Origin of the sequence: Nocardioides sp. (genome assembly GCF_047602075.1) — a bacterium.
Taxonomy (GTDB): Bacteria; Actinomycetota; Actinomycetes; order Propionibacteriales; family Nocardioidaceae; genus Nocardioides.
On sequence record NZ_JASGIF010000002.1, the window covers coordinates 227028 to 242801 of the forward strand.

The 15774-nt window shown below is 67.0% G+C and carries 19 protein-coding genes and 1 pseudogene; 14 read left to right on the plus strand and 6 right to left on the minus strand.

Features of this window, described 5'->3' with window-relative positions; translation table 11 throughout:
* Positions 1-72 precede the first annotated feature (72 nt).
* Entirely contained in the window at positions 73-1821 is a 1749-nt protein-coding gene (locus QM714_RS13800) for an exonuclease domain-containing protein (protein ID WP_415101512.1), read from the plus strand.
* Positions 1822-1957: 136 nt separating this feature from the next.
* Positions 1958-2776 (plus strand): hypothetical protein, encoded by an 819-nt coding sequence (locus QM714_RS13805; protein WP_415101514.1) that lies wholly within the window; start codon positions 1958-1960, stop codon positions 2774-2776.
* Here QM714_RS13805 and QM714_RS13810 read toward each other — a convergent pair.
* The 3 genes from QM714_RS13810 to QM714_RS13820 all read right to left on the minus strand — a co-directional run bounded on the left by QM714_RS13810 (position 2773) and on the right by QM714_RS13820 (position 4899).
* A complete protein-coding gene (locus tag QM714_RS13810; protein WP_415101516.1) occupies positions 2773-3489 on the minus strand; it encodes a DUF488 family protein in 717 nt (238 codons plus the stop codon). The two genes, QM714_RS13805 and QM714_RS13810, sit on opposite strands and share 4 nt — an antisense overlap.
* A 93-nt stretch (positions 3490-3582) precedes the next feature.
* The gene (locus tag QM714_RS13815; protein ID WP_415101518.1) at positions 3583-4185 is read right to left on the minus strand and encodes a class I SAM-dependent methyltransferase; all 603 of its coding nucleotides are present in this window, start codon (positions 4183-4185) and stop codon (positions 3583-3585) included.
* 150 nt (positions 4186-4335) lie between these two features.
* A complete protein-coding gene (locus QM714_RS13820) occupies positions 4336-4899 on the minus strand; it encodes a dihydrofolate reductase family protein (RefSeq protein WP_415101520.1) in 564 nt (187 codons plus the stop codon).
* A gap of 211 nt (positions 4900-5110) precedes the next feature.
* Here QM714_RS13820 and QM714_RS13825 point away from each other — a divergent pair, with 211 nt between their 5' ends.
* Positions 5111-5509, plus strand: a complete 399-nt coding sequence (locus QM714_RS13825) for a GNAT family N-acetyltransferase (protein WP_415101522.1) — start codon at positions 5111-5113, stop codon at positions 5507-5509.
* A gap of 33 nt (positions 5510-5542) precedes the next feature.
* Entirely contained in the window at positions 5543-6097 is a 555-nt protein-coding gene (locus QM714_RS13830) for an AAA family ATPase (RefSeq protein WP_415101524.1), read from the plus strand.
* A 41-nt stretch (positions 6098-6138) separates the two neighbouring features.
* Here the strand turns inward: QM714_RS13830 and QM714_RS13835 are convergent, their stop codons facing one another.
* A complete protein-coding gene (locus tag QM714_RS13835) occupies positions 6139-6651 on the minus strand; it encodes a hypothetical protein (RefSeq protein WP_415101526.1) in 513 nt (170 codons plus the stop codon).
* A 79-nt stretch (positions 6652-6730) separates the two neighbouring features.
* On the opposite strand from QM714_RS13835, the gene QM714_RS13840 reads away from it, so the two are divergent.
* The 10 genes and pseudogenes from QM714_RS13840 (at position 6731) to QM714_RS13885 (ending at position 12967) form a co-directional block, all read left to right on the plus strand.
* Positions 6731-7372, plus strand: coding sequence for a TetR/AcrR family transcriptional regulator (locus tag QM714_RS13840; protein WP_415101528.1), 642 nt, complete (start codon positions 6731-6733; stop codon positions 7370-7372).
* Positions 7369-7857: a hypothetical protein gene (locus QM714_RS13845; protein ID WP_415101530.1), complete on the plus strand. Its 489-nt coding sequence runs from the start codon at positions 7369-7371 to the stop codon at positions 7855-7857. The genes QM714_RS13840 and QM714_RS13845 overlap by 4 nt, the downstream gene beginning before the upstream one ends.
* A 109-nt stretch (positions 7858-7966) precedes the next feature.
* Positions 7967-8128 carry a hypothetical protein gene (locus QM714_RS13850; protein ID WP_415101532.1) on the plus strand — a complete coding sequence of 54 codons (162 nt, stop codon included), beginning with the start codon at positions 7967-7969 and terminating at the stop codon, positions 8126-8128.
* 185 nt (positions 8129-8313) lie between these two features.
* Positions 8314-9315, plus strand: a complete 1002-nt coding sequence (locus tag QM714_RS13855; RefSeq protein WP_415101534.1) for a MerR family transcriptional regulator — start codon at positions 8314-8316, stop codon at positions 9313-9315.
* Between the two features lie 81 nt (positions 9316-9396).
* Positions 9397-9549: pseudogene (locus tag QM714_RS13860) on the plus strand (hypothetical protein); the annotation flags it as partial.
* Between the two features lie 169 nt (positions 9550-9718).
* Complete coding sequence (locus tag QM714_RS13865; protein WP_415101536.1) at positions 9719-10942, plus strand: MFS transporter; 1224 nt, start codon at positions 9719-9721, stop codon at positions 10940-10942.
* A 14-nt stretch (positions 10943-10956) separates the two neighbouring features.
* Complete coding sequence (locus tag QM714_RS13870; RefSeq protein ID WP_415101538.1) at positions 10957-11406, plus strand: MarR family winged helix-turn-helix transcriptional regulator; 450 nt, start codon at positions 10957-10959, stop codon at positions 11404-11406.
* 18 nt (positions 11407-11424) lie between these two features.
* Positions 11425-12048, plus strand: coding sequence for a CG0192-related protein (locus QM714_RS13875; protein ID WP_415101540.1), 624 nt, complete (start codon positions 11425-11427; stop codon positions 12046-12048).
* 108 nt (positions 12049-12156) lie between these two features.
* Entirely contained in the window at positions 12157-12372 is a 216-nt protein-coding gene (locus QM714_RS13880) for a helix-turn-helix domain-containing protein (protein ID WP_415101542.1), read from the plus strand.
* Positions 12373-12382: 10 nt separating this feature from the next.
* On the plus strand, positions 12383-12967 hold the full coding sequence (locus QM714_RS13885; protein ID WP_415101544.1) for a methyltransferase family protein: 585 nt from the start codon (positions 12383-12385) through the stop codon (positions 12965-12967).
* Position 12968: 1 nt separating this feature from the next.
* Here the strand turns inward: QM714_RS13885 and QM714_RS13890 are convergent, their stop codons facing one another.
* Positions 12969-14321, minus strand: coding sequence for a DUF222 domain-containing protein (locus tag QM714_RS13890; RefSeq protein ID WP_415101546.1), 1353 nt, complete (start codon positions 14319-14321; stop codon positions 12969-12971).
* Positions 14322-14582: 261 nt separating this feature from the next.
* Positions 14583-15755 carry an FAD-dependent monooxygenase gene (locus QM714_RS13895; RefSeq protein ID WP_415101548.1) on the minus strand — a complete coding sequence of 391 codons (1173 nt, stop codon included), beginning with the start codon at positions 15753-15755 and terminating at the stop codon, positions 14583-14585.
* Positions 15756-15774: the final 19 nt, after the last annotated feature.

Sequence of the window (15774 nt, forward strand, 5' to 3'; positions counted from 1 at the left end):
GCGGCGCGCCAGCCATCGGCACGATCTCGCGGGCACCAGCCCGTCTCGACCGTGTAGCGAAGGTACTCTGCGTTGAGTCCGGCGTCGACGCTTCGTTTCTTGCCCTCGGGAACGCCAGCCAACGCTCCCTGGACCTGCGGACCGTTCGGTGTCTCGGAAGAATTCCACGAATCTGTCGGCACTGCGTGGAACAGTGCTGGCATGGGACTCATGGATCGATTCCGCAAGCAAGCGACGGCGCCCCCGCAGACGCAGCTGACGGTGCGACTCGACCAGCCGCGCTTCGCAGTCCTCGACATCGAGACCACGGGCCTGACGCCGCAGGTGGACCGCATCCTCGAGATCGCAGTCGTGACCACCGATCCGTGGGGGCGCGTCCTTGGCGAGTGGTCGACCCGCACTAACCCCGATGGTCCCGTAGGAGCCAGTCACATTCATGGAATCACCGAAGCTGACGTCGCTCAGGCACCGGTGTTTCGTGACGTCATCGCTGCGCTCATCCAGCAACTGGCGGGCGCGGCCCTCGTCGCACATAACGCTGAGTTCGACCTGGCGTTCGTCCGCGAGGAGTTCCGTCGAGCGGGGTGGGAGATGCCGGAAGTGCCAGCGCTGTGCACCCTTCGTGCCTCGACCTACCACTTGCCGGACCTCGACCGACGTCGTCTCGCGGACTGCTGTTGGGCGGTGGGCACGCCTCTGACGGGCGCGCACTCCGCGCTCGGAGATGCACGGGCGACCGCCGTTCTGCTCGCGTCCTTCATGCACCCGCACGTCGGCGCTACACCCTTGCCCGAGCACCTGGCGCTACCAGAGCAGGCGATGCAAGTGCGCTGGCCCGTGGAGCCCACTGGTGCTCCGATCAGTAGCGGCCTGCCGCCGCGCCTGGACGGGTCAACGTATACATCTTTGACTCCGTCTCAGGCATCCACCGCTTCCGAGACACTCGTCTCGATGGTTGACCGCTTCTCGCTGCTCGACGCACTCGGCATGGGCGCTCCCGAGAACGGGATCGCTTACCTTGAAGAGCTCGCCCAAGCACTCGAAGACGGTGAGATCTCCGACCAGGAAGCGACGGGTCTCGCAGCGCTTGTCCAAACGATGGGACTCACCGACGAGGACGTCACCGCAGCCAATGAAGCGTTTGTCCATGCGCTCGCGATTGAAGCACTCGGCGACGGGAAGGTCTCGCGCGCCGAGAGGGCCGAACTCTTGCGGGTCGCTGACATCCTCAAGGTCAACCCCAAGCTCGTCCCAACCCTCCTCGACAGAGCAGAGGCTGCTCGCGAGCAGCGAATGAGCGAAGGCCTTGCTCCGCTACCCGCCGACTGGTCATTGGGCGAACCGTTGCGAGTCGGAGACAAGGTCGCCTTCACTGGCTGCGCAGCTTTCAACCGCCCAGGCATGGAGGAACGCGCAACAACGCTCGGCGTTCATGTCATCGGCTCGATGTCGCCCAGGGTCGCTCTCCTGGTGAGCGACGGAACGATGGATGGCGGCAAGGCCGAGCGAGCGCGGGAACTCGGTGCCCGCGTCGTCCATCCAAACGACTTCCGCACCCTGCTTGACCACCTTCAACCAGTCCGGCCTCGCCAACCCAAAGCCGCGCCCAGGCCGCGGAAGACTGCGGATCCAAAGAGTCCTGTGCCGGCTCCGGTCGACATGCCTGACGGCATCACTTCAGCCGACGTCCGCGAGTGGGGACGTCAGAACGGCTGGGAGGTAGGCGTCCGCGGCCGGCTCAATCGGGACTTGCTCGCAGCCTTCGTCGCCGCGGGTGAACGCACACCGGCTGCCGAGCCTGGCGGCCGCGAACTACTTTGACGATCACGCCTGAGAGGGCGGTACCCGTCAAAACTCCATGTGGGGTTCGTCAATCTTTGCTGCTTGTCGCCAGTTGTCGACCGGTCTGTTGTGGAGAGCGCACGAAGTTATCAGAGCGGTTGCATATCTTGCTGTCATGGCAACCTCCGAGCGCGCACAGGTCATGGTGACCGTCAAGGCGTATCCCCAACTGAGCAAGAAGTCGGGCGAGGTTGTCTGCGTCGCTGGTGTCCGCCTCGACACCGAGGGCCCGGAATGGATCCGCCTCTACCCGGTTGCCTACCGCGATCTCGACGAATACCAGAAGTTCAAGAAGTACGACATCATCGACGTTGAGATCAGACGCGGCAACGACGCGCGACCCGAGAGCTTCATCCCAGCCCCGGGAAGCATCAGTGTGGTCCGATCCATTGACAGCGGTTCGGACCAGCGATGGACCGAGCGACGCCGGCAGCTCGGAAGCCTCGTCGCAGAAACCACGATGTGCAGGTTGCTACGTCAGAACGAGAAGAGCGGCCGCGCGGTGGTGCCATCGCTAGGGCTGATCAAGCCAGACGTACTCGAGGTTGAGGTCGAGAGGAACGGTGGCTTCGACGCCGACAAGCGGGCGCTCGCTGCGATCTCTGCCGAGGCGACGCTATTCACCGAGGCGAAGCAAGAGCTCGAGCCGAGCCCCTACATCGTGAAGTATCGCTATCGGTGCGCGGAGCCCGGCTGCCGGGCTCACACGCAGTCACTCATCGACTGGGAGGTAGGTGAAGCCGGCAGGAGATGGTCTCGGCGCTATCCGGAGGCCGAAATCCCAGACCGCATTCGCGAGAAGTTCCTCACGCAGCTGTGTGGAGCCGATCGCGACACCCATTTCTTTGTGGGGAACACTCATCAGTGGCTCACAACGTTCCTAGTGCTCGGCGTCTTCTGGCCGAAGGTCGACGTAGACGACCCACTGTTCTAGCTGGCGGGGAGGGCAACGACCGGCACCGGCACTGCCTTGACCACCTCATCAATGATCACTTTGCGGTGGCACATCTCAACGTCGGACTCGAAACACAACACGGCCACGACCTCGTCTGTGGCCAAACTCGCGAGCTCGTGGATCGATGACTCGGCCTCCGGCGACTGAAGGGCTTCGCGGAAGACGCGACGCCCTTCGTCCACGCGGCCGTCCCAGAAAGGCTGTCGGTTCTCCTTTGCGTTGCCCAGGCATCGCATGTGCCGGTAGCCAATCCCGGCTGCTGCTAACGCCTCGCGGAGCCGCGTCTTGGAGAAGCCTGCCTTCCGGCTGATTGCGTTAAGTCGAACGTCGGCAACGGTGTGCACGCCCGCGTATACGAGCTCGGCCACAAACTCGTCGATGTTGCGCCCCTCATACCCGACCGAGACGATTCCGTGTGCCATGAGCGTTCCCTTTCGAGATGGGTGATCGCGTTCGGCCTCGTGCACCAGCTCATCGATGGACACCGACAACGCTCTGCAGAGTGCGGCGACCTTCAGCACTCCAGGATCGCGGGTCTGTCCTTGCTCCACCTTCATCAAGGTGTTGGTCGAGAGCCCGGCCTTGATCGCGAGCTCACCTCGGGACATTCCTGTGCTCAGTCTGTGGGCCGCGATCGCTTGCCCAATCAAGGGTCCGCGGAATGCCAGCCGTGAAGGACGCCCCGGGCGCACGTAGGAATTGTATAGTAAATATTTACTTCTACGAAGGGGATTCAACAGATTCTTTGGAGAGATTCCTACGCGGATGACCTGAACCTCAGCGACCTATCGGCCCGCGAGCAGTTCCCCGTGTTTGCGTCGCGCGTCGGGGTCGCTGCGGGTTTCGGCACGCTCGACGAGGAAGCCGAGCGGGTGCAGCAAGTCAGTCAGAGCTTCGGCGGACCAGGAGTACGCCGTTGTCACCGCGTGCTCGAACGCTGCACCAGGCTCGCCATCAGCGAAGCCCAGCAGGAGCGAACCGCCCGGTGCGAGAGCGCGAGCGAACTCACGCAGAATCTGGGGGAGGTCCTCCTTCGGAGTGTGGATGATCGAGTACCAGGCCAAGATCCCATCAACGGATCGCGATCTGATCGGGAGTGCGGCGAGGTCACCCATCACGAACTGGTTTCCCGGAAAGCGATGCCGTGCGGACTCGAGGAACCGCGACGATGCGTCGATCCCCACGACGTCACGGCGACCGCTCTTAGACAACACGTCGGTCCAGTGGCCCGGCCCGCAACCAGCGTCAAGAAGGCGGCCGGCGAGGGTGTCCCGCCACTGCTCGATCGTGACCCGATCTCGGTCCGCCATCTGCTGGACCGAGCCCAGCTTCTCGACGTACTCGTCGGCGCGGGCGTCGTAAGCGTCGGCGACATCGGCTCGTGCCATCCGCCGAGGCTATCGACCTTGAGCACCTCGACCGGGGCACCCTTGCGCAATCGGCCTTGCGTCGGCCCTCGAAGAGGACCTTCCCATCAAGGTTCACCCTGTAGGTGATCTCACCCCTAGGTATCGCGGAGTGTGGATGGGTTCGGCCGCTTAGCGCTTGGTCTCGTATCTGGTCAACACCACGCCGCCGGGAAACGTCCGGGTCTCCACCAGAGTCAGGTTGACCCAGTTGTCCAGGGCGGTGAAGAACGGTGTGCCGCCGCCCACCAGGACCGGCGCGGTGGCCAATACGTACTCGTCGATCAGTCCGGCTCGCATGGCCGCTGCGGCGAGGGTGGCGCCGCCGATGTCCATCGGGCCGCCGTCCTCGGCCTTGAGTCGGCTGATCTCGGTGACCGCGTCGCTGGTGACCAGACGGGTGTTCCAGTCGACCGGCCTGGCCGCCGAGGAGAACACCACCTTCGGCATGGCCTGCCAGCGATGGGCGAACTCGATCTCCGCTGGCGTCACCTTCGGCTGCTGGTCGGCGGTCGGCCAGTGAGAGCTCATCGTCTCCCACAGCTTGCGTCCGTACAGCGCTAGGTCGGTCGCAGCCACCCGATCGGACCACCATTGGAACAGCTCGTCGCTCGGGACGCTCCAACCGATGTCGTCGCCAGGCGCGGCGGTGTAGCCGTCCAAACTTACGTTCATACCGAAGGTGAGTTTCCGCATGGGTGTCAGCCTCCCGTGAGATGTGGTCGACGTACAGACCAGTGCAGTGCGGAAGATTCATTGGTCGCGCCGGAGCGCTGGCAGACTTCAGTCGTGTCACCAGTAGTGGTTCGGCTAGCGACCAGCGCCGAGGTGGCATGCCTGCCGGGCATGCAGGTCGCTGCGGGCGGGTTGTTCCGCGAGCTCGGCATGGGGTTGGTGGCGGAGGGAGTTGCTCCCCGGTGCCGCGGACTTCGAGGCTGCGGCGCGTAGCGGCGATCTTCTCGTGGCCGAGTTCGATGGTGAACTCGTTGGGTTCGTGCAGACGAAGCAGTTGGACGGGTGTCTGCACGTGGTCCAAGTGACCGTCGCTCCGACGGCACAGCGACAAGGGATTGGGCGGCGGTTGATGATCGCCGTCGAGCAACGTGCGATCGCTCGAGGGTTCGCGAAGATGACGTTGACGACCTTCCGCGACGTACCTTTCAACGGCCCGTTCTACCGGCGCCTCGGCTGGCGCGAAATCGACGACGAGGAGCTCTCTGCCGGTCTACGTGCCGAGCGGGAGGAGGAGGCAGCGGCGGGCCTCGACCATTGGCCGCGCGTGGCCATGGCCAAGGTGTTGGTCTGAACCGTGGTGACAGGAGCCGAGTACGGTCGGCAGATGCCTCGCCTCATCCACCTCAACGGCCCACCGGGCGTCGGGAAGTCGACGCTGGCGAAGCGCTATGTCCGAGACCATCCCGGAGTGTTGAACTGTGATGTCGACACGCTCAGGACCCTGATCGGTGGCTGGGAGAGCGACTTCTTGCGGGCGGGAGAACTGATCCGGCCGGTGGCGCTGGCGGTGATCGAGGCGTACCTAGCCAGTGGCAACGACGTGGTGCTGCCCCAACTGCTGGTGGATCCCGCCGAGGTGGCTCGTTTCGAGGAGGCCGCGGCTAGCGCGGGCGCGCGGTTCGTCGAGCGGATCTTGATGGAGGAGTCGGCGGACGCGGTGGTGGCACGGTTCACGCGCCGCGGCGCCTCGGACGGCGGCGATCCGTGGCACGACCAGGTGCAGGCCATCGTGGCCGCGAGTGGAGGTGACGCGGCCCTGGCCGACTACCACGTGGCGCTCGAGCACCTCCTCCCCGACCGTCCTGATGCGGTGGTCATCATGAGCGTGGAGGGCGCTGTGGACGAGACCTATCAGGAGCTCATCGATTCGCTCGGCTAGCGGGGACCTCGCCGACTTGGCCGGGTCGATGCTGGAGCTCTCTACGACGCGGTGAGGGCGGTCGAGTGGGTGGCGCGATATCCGGACGGCTCGAGGGTGTAGCCCTGGAAGGACGTCCAGGCTCGTTTGGGCACGGCCACGTAGACGTCGATGTCGTCGGGATCGACGACTCGCACCAGGACCGCATCGTCGTGCTCGAACATGACCGGGTCCGATCCCAACTCCGCGGCGTGGTCGCGGAAGGCGGCCAGGGCTTCATAGTCCTCTGCCTTCCACACAACGGGGTGCTCGCCGCGCAGGTCTGCGGGTGCGGCCAGCGTGGACCGCAGGCGCAGGTTGAGCCCCCAGCCGATGTCACCCCGACCCAGGGCCAGGCCCGTGACCTGGCCGTCCTGGACGAACTCGCGCCGCAGCTCCAGCCCCATCAGGGCGCCATAGAAGGACGCGCTCCTGGCGAGGTCGGCGACCGGGAGCATCGGGATCAAGATGCCGGACACCAGGGGTCCGTCGGTGGCGGTGTCCGGGGTCGTGTCGGTGGTGATGGTAGCGGTCATGGCCTCTCCTTGCGTGCGATAAGATGAACCGACAGACAGCGTATTGACCTGACAATCTGTTATCTGAAAGGTAGCCCCATTGTCCGAACGCCGCAAGGCCTATGAGTCGCCCCTGCGGGCCGAGCAGGCGATCCTCACCCGCCGTCGGGTCCTCGACGCCGCGCGCGAGCTGTTCGTGGAGCAGGGCTTCGCGCAGGTGACCATTGCTGGTGTGGCCCGCCAGGCGGGCGTCGCCCGCGAGACCGTGTACAAGACCTTCGGCAACAAGGCCGACCTGCTCAAGGCGGCGTACGACGTCGCGGTCGCCGGCGACGACGACCCCACCCCGCTGCTGGCACGCCCCGAGATCACCGACCTGCTCGAGTCCGGCGATCTGGAGCAGATCGCCGACGCCTACGGCCGAACCACCGCCGGCATCGCGCTCCGAGTAGCTCCGCTGGTCACCGCGATGGCCGCGGCGGGGAGCCACCCGGAGCTGGAGCCGACCGTCGCCCGAATGAAGGACGAACGGCTCCGGGGCACCCGCGCGCTCTTCCGCCGGCTCTGCCCCGGCGCTGCACCAGCGGCCCTCGCCGAACAGGTAGACGCGCACTGGGCCCTCATCTCACCCGAAGTGGCGCTGCTCCTCCTCCGCGACCGAGGCTGGTCGGCAGAGCGATACGCCCGCTGGCTGGCGCGACAAACCGTCAGCCAGGTGGAGTTGCTCCGAGGCTCCCTATGACGCATCGAGCCATCGCGCTGGAACTGGACGAGGCGGAGAAGACGCACATCGGGGTGTGTCCGCTCTCCATGCGCCCAGAGGTGCTGACCGAGGAGGATGCCTGGAGCATCGCGGCCTGGCGAGATCGACTGCGGGAGGAGCGGGGCGAGACGCGCAGCGGCTACAAGCTGGGCTGGACCTCTGAGGTGATGCGGAGCGCATTGGGCATCGCGCAACCCAACTTCGGCAGCCTGTGGGAGTACATGAGGGTGGCCGACGGTGAGTTGGACCTCGGACGACTCATCCATCCCAAGGCGGAGCCGGAGTTCGCGTTCCTGGCCGAGCAGGCACTCGAGGGAGGCCAGCTGACGGCAACGGAGGTGCTGAGCGCTGGGCGATGGGCGGTGGCGTTGGAGGTGGTCGATCCGCGCTGGGAGAAGCTACGAGTTCGACTGGCTCGACAACACCGCGGATGGGTCTTCTGCAGCCGCCTACGTCGTCGGTGAGTTCCGGGACTCGCGCACAGCTCCGGAGCGCTTCCAACTCACCATGCACGCAGCCGGAGAGGCTCGGAGTGGACTGGGTGATGCGGCGATAGGGTCGCCGGCCGCGGCGGTGGCATGGCTGGTCGCGCAACTGCATGAGCGCGGGGCGGCGCTGGAGCCGGGAATGGTGGTGCTCACGGGCGGCATCACCGCTCCGGTCGACCTGGTGAAGGGGCTGACTGTCCGGGCAGAGTCTCCGCAACTCGGTGAGTGCGTGCTGCGCTGCGTATGAGGAGGGACAGGGGCGAACGAGACGGTTCCTAGCGTGGGGGTCGGTGGGTGCCGATGCCGGCCTCGTGCGCGAGACGCACAGCCTCCGATCGGTGGTCGTCACGGGCAGCCCACTTGACCTTGCCCCACGGGCAAGCACCAGGGTGGCCGTCACCGATGAACGTCATCGGGGACGAGGATGAGACCGTGGCAGAGGAAACGCTGTGGAGCATCGGCGAGTTCAGCCGTCGCTCCGGGCTGACGCCCAAGGCGCTGCGCTTGTACGACGACCTCGGGCTGCTCGTGCCGGCGGAGGTGGATCCGCACACCGGATATCGGCGATACGCGGTGGACCAGATTGAGCGAGCCCGCCTGGTCGCGACCCTGCGATTGGTCGGGATGCCGCTGGCACGGATCCGAGGAGTTCTCGACCTGTCACGGGACGCAGCAGCCAGCGAGGTCGAGGCGTACTGGCGTCAGGTCGAGGCCGACACCACCTCCCGCCGGGAGGTTGTGACCTCCCTCGTCCGGCAACTGAGGAGCGAGGAACACACCATGCCCGACACCACCGCCACCCTGCACGCACAGATCGGCGTCAGCCACCGCCAGGGCGTCCGCAGCCGCCAGCAGGACGCCGTGCTGACGCGGCCAGACCTGGTCGCGGTCGCCGACGGCTTCGGCGACCGCGACGACCTCGCTGCCGCCGCACTCGACGCGTTCGCGGCAAGAGGGTTCGAGGCAGCCGTCGAGGCGACCGAACCGGGCGGTGACCTCACCGGAACGACGCTGACCGCCGTCCAACTCGATGGCGCGACGGCCCGGATCACCCATGTCGGTGACGCTCGGGTTCAGCTCGTCCGGGACGACCAGATCGACGTACTCACCCACGACCACACCCTGGTCGCGGCACTGGTCGAGTCGGGCCAGTTGACCGAAGACGAGGCCCGCTCCCATCCGCACCGCAACCTGATCAACCGCGCGCTGGTCGGCCGGCCCGTCGTCCCCGACGAACGCGTCGTCGATCTGCAGCCGGGCGACCGGCTGGTCCTGACCACCGACGGCGTGCACGCCGTCGTCGATCCCGAGATTCTCGCGGATCTGCTCCTTGACGAGGACAGCCCGCAGTCGGTGGCCGACGCCGTCGGCACCGCCGTCGAGGACGCAGGATCCCCCGACAACCACACCGTCGTCGTCCTCGACCTGACCTGAGCCACTTCGGACCTGGCCCATCGGATCGACCCGTTGACGCCCGGCAACACCAGCCTGCTGCTGTGGCTGATCATGGGCTACATGGTCGTCACGGCCGTGTTGGTGGTCGGGCTCGGTCGCCTCGGTGACATGTATGGCCGGGTCAAGATCTACAACGCCGGATTCGCGATCTTCACCTTCTTCTCGGTGATGCTGGCGATCACCTGGATGCACGGCACCGCGGCCGGGCTGTGGCTGATCGCGATGCGGATCTTCCAGGGCGTGGGTGGTGCGATGCTGATGGCCAACTCCAGCGCGATCATCACCGACGCCTTCCCGGTCAACGAACGAGGCCTGGGGCTGGGCCTCAACATGGTCGCCGGCATCGCCGGCTCGTTTATCGGGCTGATCGTCGGAGGCGTGCTTGCCCCCATCGAGTGGCATCTGGTCTTCCTCGTCTCGGTGCCGATCGGCCTGTTCGGCACGGTGTGGGCCTACCTGCGGCTGCACGACACCGGCGTACGACGACACGCGACGATGGACTGGTGGGGGCAACCTCACCTTCGCGGTCGGGCTGATCGCCGTCCTGGTCGGCATCACCTACGGCATCCAGCCCTATGGCGACGACACCATGGGCTGGACCAACCCCTGGGTGGTGCTGGCGCTGGTCGGCGGATGTGCCGTGCTCGCGGTCTTCTGCTGGGTGGAGACCAGGGTGCCCGAGCCGATGTTTCGGCTCGGCCTGTTCAAGATTCGGGCGTTCACCTTCGGCAACATCGCCAGCCTGCTCGGCGCGCTCGGGCGCGGTGGCCTGATGTTCATTCTGATCATCTGGTTGCAGGGGATCTGGCTGCCTCGGCACGGCTACAGCTTCGAGTCGACTCCGCTCTGGGCCGGCATCTTCATGCTGCCGATGACCGTCGGGTTCTTGGTGGCGGGCCCCACCTCCGGCTGGCTCTCGGATCGGTTCGGCGCACGCGCCTTCGCGACGGGCGGGATGCTGGTCGCGGCAGGCAGCTTCGTATGGCTGTGGACCCTGCCGGTCGACTTCAGCTACTGGCAGTTCGCGCTGGCCCTGCTGGTCAACGGCTTGGGCATGGGCCTGTTCGCGGCGCCCAACCGCACGGGGATCATGAACATTCTCCCCGCGCACTACCGTGGTGTCGGTGCCGGGATGAGCACGGTGTTCAGCAACTCGGCGATGGTGCTCTCGATCGGCATCTTCTTCTCGCTGATGATCACCGGCCTGGCCTCCTCGTTGCCAGAGACGATGATGCAGGGCCTGACCGCGAACGGCGTACCTCACGCCGCCGCCGCACAGGTGGCCGCCCTGCCGCCCGTCGGGGTGCTCTTCGCCTCCCTGCTGGGCTACAACCCGATCCAGTCACTGCTGGGCCCAGACGTGCTGCACCAACTACCGGCAGCGACGCAGGCGCACCTGACCGGACACGACTTCTTCCCGTCGCTGATCTCCGGGCCGTTCGCCGACGGGCTGGGTGTGGCTTTCAGCTTCGCGATCGCCGCCTGCCTGATCGCCGCGTTCGCCTCCGCCTTCCGGGGTGGGAAGTACATCCACGATGATGGAGACAACGTGATCGACCAGGACTCGGTGCCTCCGGCCGAGTTGCTTGCCGAAGGAGCCGAGTGACCAGGAGCGAGCCGATGGCTCAACAGCGAGTGGATGAGCTTGCCGGAGGTCTGCGCACGGCGGTCAACCGACTCGCCCACGCTCTGCGGTCTCCCGCCACCAGCGACGGGATCACGCCGACTCGCCTCGCGGCGCTGGTGACGCTGCTGAAGCACGGGCCCCTCCGCCCCGGTGACCTGGCCACCCGGCTCAACATCACCGCGGCTAGCGCGTCGCGTCTGATCGACGTGCTGCTCGAGGGTGACTGGATCCGGCGAGAACCCGACCCGGATGATCGACGGGCCAGCCTGGTCAGCTTGAGCCCCCACGGGGCAGAGGCCCTCGACAAGCTGCGCCGCGAGGGCACCGGCGAGTTAGCCGCCGGCATCGAGGCGCTGCCGGCGGACCAACGCGACGCTCTCGCCGCCGCGCTGCCCGCCCTGGTCGCGCTCGCGGATCACTTCACATCCTCGAGGCAGCAGTAGTGCATCTAGGCTCGCGATATGGGTCTTGTTTACGCCACCGCGACCGTTGTCCCTAGCAAGCAGGAGCTGCTCGAGGCGTGGCTTCCGTCGCGGCCGTGGGCCGGAGGGGTGACCGCCGTCGAGAAGGTCGGGGAGTACCGCTTCGACGACCCCGAGGGTGAGGTGGGCGTCGAGACGATCGTGTGGCGTACGCCGGACGGCTCGCTGCTGCAGGTGCCGTTCACCTACCGAGGGGCGCCGCTGGCTGGCGCGGAGGCACATCTGGTCGGGACGTCGGAGCACAGTGTGCTGGGGACACGCTGGGTGTACGACGGCTGTGCCGACCCCGTCTGGGCCAGCACTCTCGCGACCGTGATCCTGACCGGTGGCCATCAGGCGCAGATGGTGTTCGAGCGCGACGGCCAGACGGTCGACGTACCCCCACGCCTCCCGGTGCGTGGCTCCGGCTCCGCGGGGACACCGGTGCCGATCATCGAGACTGTCGACTCGGTCCGAGACGACGGTCTCGTCACCACCGTGGTCGCAGGGACGGTCACGCTCCAGCTGGCACGCGTCGTCGGGACTCCCCTCGACGGCGCCGCTACCCTCACTGGCTCGGTTCACGACCAGGACCTGGGTGTGCTGGCCGCTCTTGACGTGTAAGGCCGCGAGGCTGCGTTTCGTCAACGTTCGTTGACATCGTCACGTCGTCGACGTACCGTCAACATATGTTGACCATCCTGGAAGACGCCCATGGCGGAGCGTGAAGCAATGGCCTTGTTGACGGCATTCATGGACGACGACGATCCCCGGGCAGCGTTGCGCGGCGGCGCTGAGCTGCGCCGCGTGGTCGAGCGTCAGGAAGCCGTGCTGGTCAGGCGGGCCAGGGTGGCCGGCTTGTCCTGGGCCGAGATCGCTGCCGCGCTGGGCGTCTCCAAGCAGGCGGTGCACCGCAAGTACGGCGGCTCGCGCTTCTCCCGGAATTGACGGTCCCCTGGTGGCGGCGCCCTATTCGGCGAGCTCCGACCTCGCTCGCGTCATGGTCGAGGCGAGCGCCGGGCTGTTTCTTGCCGGAGAAGTCATCCAGGCCCTCCATCGGCGCCGGGATGCACGCGGTGACCTGTGGCCGGAGATCACCTTCCGGATCGGCTTCTTCGCAAGCATCCTGCTGTTGCCCATTGGTTGGTGGCTGGCCCCCGCGGCGCGGATCGGTGGCGGAGTCGGCGTGTTTGCCCTCGGGATGGTGATCGGATGGGTCGGTCTGCTGCTGCGGTGGTGGTCGTTCGTCTCGCTGGGCCGCTACTTCACCACAGTCGTGAAGGTCTCATCCGATCAACCCGTCATCGATCGGGGGCCCTACCGCATCCTGCGCCATCCGAGCTACACCGGTCTGCTGCTCATCGTGCTCGGATGCGGACTGGTAGTCGGCAACTGGGTCGGCTTGGTGGGGTCGTTCGTGCTGATGCTCGGGGTGCTCATCGATCGGCTGGTGCGTGAGGAGCGCGCGCTCACGATCGCCCTAGGGGATGACTATCGAGACTTCGCCGCGGGCCGGGCCTGGCTCGTGCCGTGGGTCTGGTAGCTCAGGTCCTCAGGTAGAAGCGGATGTCGCCGCCCGGGAGCCGTTCGTGGTGGTAGCGGGGGTCGTGGATGCGTTGGTGGTGGTGTCTGCAGAGCAGGATGCCGTTGGCCAGGGTGGTCGGTCCGCCTTCGCTCCAGGGTTGGAGGTGGTGGGCTTCGGCCCAGGTGCCGGGGATGGTGCAACCTTCAGCGCGGCAGGTCCGATCGCGCAGGAGGAGCGCCTTGCGCTGGGGATGGGTGAACAGTCGAACACTGCGGCCGAGGTCGAGAATCTGCGAGTTGGATCCGAGGACGGCGGGGATGATCGTCGCGGTGCAGGCCAGCCGCCGTGCTTGGTCGGCGGTGATGGTCTCGCCGGTGGCATCGTCAACGGTGCTGTCCTCACCCGGGATGTGGGCGAGACTGAGCAGGTCGGCTGTGCCGAGGGTGCGGCGGAGGGTGTCGAGGCCGACGGTGACGATCAGCGTGGTGGCGTCGCCAGCGTGCAGCGGAAGCCTGGCGGGGTCGTAGGCCTCGAGGAGGTGGCAGAACGCCTGACCGAGGCGGCGGGGGTAGGGGAGTCGATCGACCGGGTCGGGCCACCCCGGACCCCGATTAGCAGGGCCCCGATCGGGGCCGGGTTGCTCGGGGTCTGATTCCTCGGTGGCCTCGCCGGTGGACTCGGTGGTCTGGGTGGTTTTGCGGGGGTTGGTGAATGCCTCGAGGTAGATCGCGAGACGGGTAGCCACAGCGTCGGGAAGCAGCCCGGTGATCCGGGTGGTGCCGTCGCCGACCCTGCGGAGGGTCAGCCGGGTGCACCTGATCGCGTTGGCCTCCAGCGCAGCCAGGCGGCGGGCCTCGGCGGCTTCGGCGATGTCGGGAGCGATGACATCGAGAACCCGTCGGCCGAGCCGGCCGAGCTGGCGGGGGGTGAACTCGGCGGCATAGCCGACCAGGGTGTGCTCGGCCTGCTCCCGCGTCTGGGTGGGCAGGTCGGTGGGCAGGTCGTCGAGGCGTCGGGTGATGACCTGGGCCTGGGCCAGGTTGGCCTGACCATGACGCAGCGCGACGGCCAGGGCGGCGTATCGACGATCCAATGCCGCAGCGAGGCGGTAGTCGGCGCGGGCGTCCTCGAACCGGATGCGGGTGTGACCGGCCAGCCAGTCGGCGATGTCGCGGCTGCCGTCGGTGGCGGCCACATCAGCGGCGTCGGCCATGATCCGCAGCCGCAGCTCGGCCAGGCGGGCCTCGAGCCGACTGATCTCGACCAGAGCCTCGGCCTTGTCGTCGGTGGTCATGAAGACCGGATTGACGTCGGCCACACTCTTCAGCGCCTGCCCGATCGCGTGGGTGCCTTCCAGGATCGGATGAGCCACCGCGACCACCACCTCCACACAGACGACGACTGACGGTCGTCGCTCCTGGAGGCCCCCACCGGGACTATCACGAAACCCTTGCGACTGGCGGCCCCACCTCCCGGCAAGAGTCTGGCTCCGGATGGCAGGAACGCCTACGGCCCAGTCTATGAGAACCTATATCCGAGCACAACCCCGAAAATAGGTTCTGTGGAGACATCGCCGACGTCCCGCGACATTGCGTCGCGAGACATCGCACGGAGACTCGCCCCCGGCGGCCGGTCAGCTCAGCACGTAGTCCGGCAGCCGATCGTCGGTGGCGAACCTGTCGGTGAGTCGCATCATCGACTTGAAGAGCAGCGGACTGGCGAAGGTGAGGTCGCGCAGCCGGATCCGCAGCGGGGACGGAGGCGCGAGGAACGGGCCGGCGTTGCCTCGCCGGGCGACCTTTGTGAGGGGCCCCATCCGCCGGTCGTAGCCGGCGTACGCCTCTGCGTAGTTGCCGCGTGCGGCCACCAGTTCACCGGCGAGGACGTAGGCGCCGACCAGAGCCAGCCCGGTGCCGAATCCTCCCAGCGTGTTGGCGTATCCGGCGTCACCCAGCAGCGCAAAGCGGCCGCGGGTGAAGCCCGTCATCGTGGTGCGGGCCAGTCCGTCGAGGTAGAACTCCGAGGCGCCGAGCGCCGCTTCGAGCATCTGGGGCACTCGCCAGCCAGCGTCGCGGAAGTGCGTCGCGAGGAACGCCTTCTGTGAGTCGACGTCGCGACGGTCGTACGTCGCCTCGGTGGCCCGGAAGACGAACAGCTGAGGCGCCTTGGAGCCGCCGAGCACCGCGTAGCGGCCGGGCTCGTTGTAGCCGTAGCCGACCGCTCGACCGCCGGGCAGCTCGGTGTCCAACCCATTGGTCGGTACGGCGGCGCCCGCGACGGCGTAGAAGTAGCCCATCTGCCGCACGTGCTCGGGCTCGGGGCCGAAGGCCAGCGCCCGCACGGCGGAGTGGATGCCGTCCGCGCCGACGACGAGGTCGAACCGCTCATCGGCCCGGTGCAGGAAGCTGACGTCCAGCCCGGCCGGCGTCGGGGTGACCGAGACGATCTCGTCACCGAAGACGAAGTCGGCGTGTGGGGCCGCGTGGGCGTGCAGGATGCGGGCCAGGTCGCCGCGCAGGATCTCCACGTCGCCACCGATGAACTCCCCCGGCATCACCGCCTTCACCCGTCCCGTGGCGCCGACCAGGCGGATGTCGGTCTTGGCGGTCTGAGCGGCCACGACGTCGTCCCAGATGCCCATCCGCTCGAGCACCCGGCGATGAGTGCGCCCTTTGAAGTCCACGGCTTGGCCGCCGGGGCGGATGCTCGGGGACCTCTCGACGACGGTCACGTCGAATCCGTTGCGGCCCAGCCACAACGCCAGAGCAGGGCCGGCGATGCTTGCGCCTGAGATGAGAACCTTCACGATCGACTCCTAAGCAGCG

Coding starts and splice junctions, on each gene's coding strand:
- QM714_RS13805 (WP_415101514.1), top strand. CDS start 1,958: ATGGCAACCTCCGAGCGCGCACAGGTCATGGTGACCGTCAAGGCGTAT.
- QM714_RS13830 (WP_415101524.1), top strand. CDS start 5,543: ATGCCTCGCCTCATCCACCTCAACGGCCCACCGGGCGTCGGGAAGTCG.
- QM714_RS13820 (WP_415101520.1), bottom strand. CDS start 4,899: ATGCGGAAACTCACCTTCGGTATGAACGTAAGTTTGGACGGCTACACC.
- QM714_RS13845 (WP_415101530.1), top strand. CDS start 7,369: ATGACGCATCGAGCCATCGCGCTGGAACTGGACGAGGCGGAGAAGACG.
- QM714_RS13870 (WP_415101538.1), top strand. CDS start 10,957: ATGGCTCAACAGCGAGTGGATGAGCTTGCCGGAGGTCTGCGCACGGCG.
- QM714_RS13880 (WP_415101542.1), top strand. CDS start 12,157: ATGGCCTTGTTGACGGCATTCATGGACGACGACGATCCCCGGGCAGCG.
- QM714_RS13875 (WP_415101540.1), top strand. CDS start 11,425: ATGGGTCTTGTTTACGCCACCGCGACCGTTGTCCCTAGCAAGCAGGAG.
- QM714_RS13815 (WP_415101518.1), bottom strand. CDS start 4,185: ATGGCACGAGCCGATGTCGCCGACGCTTACGACGCCCGCGCCGACGAG.
- QM714_RS13835 (WP_415101526.1), bottom strand. CDS start 6,651: ATGACCGCTACCATCACCACCGACACGACCCCGGACACCGCCACCGAC.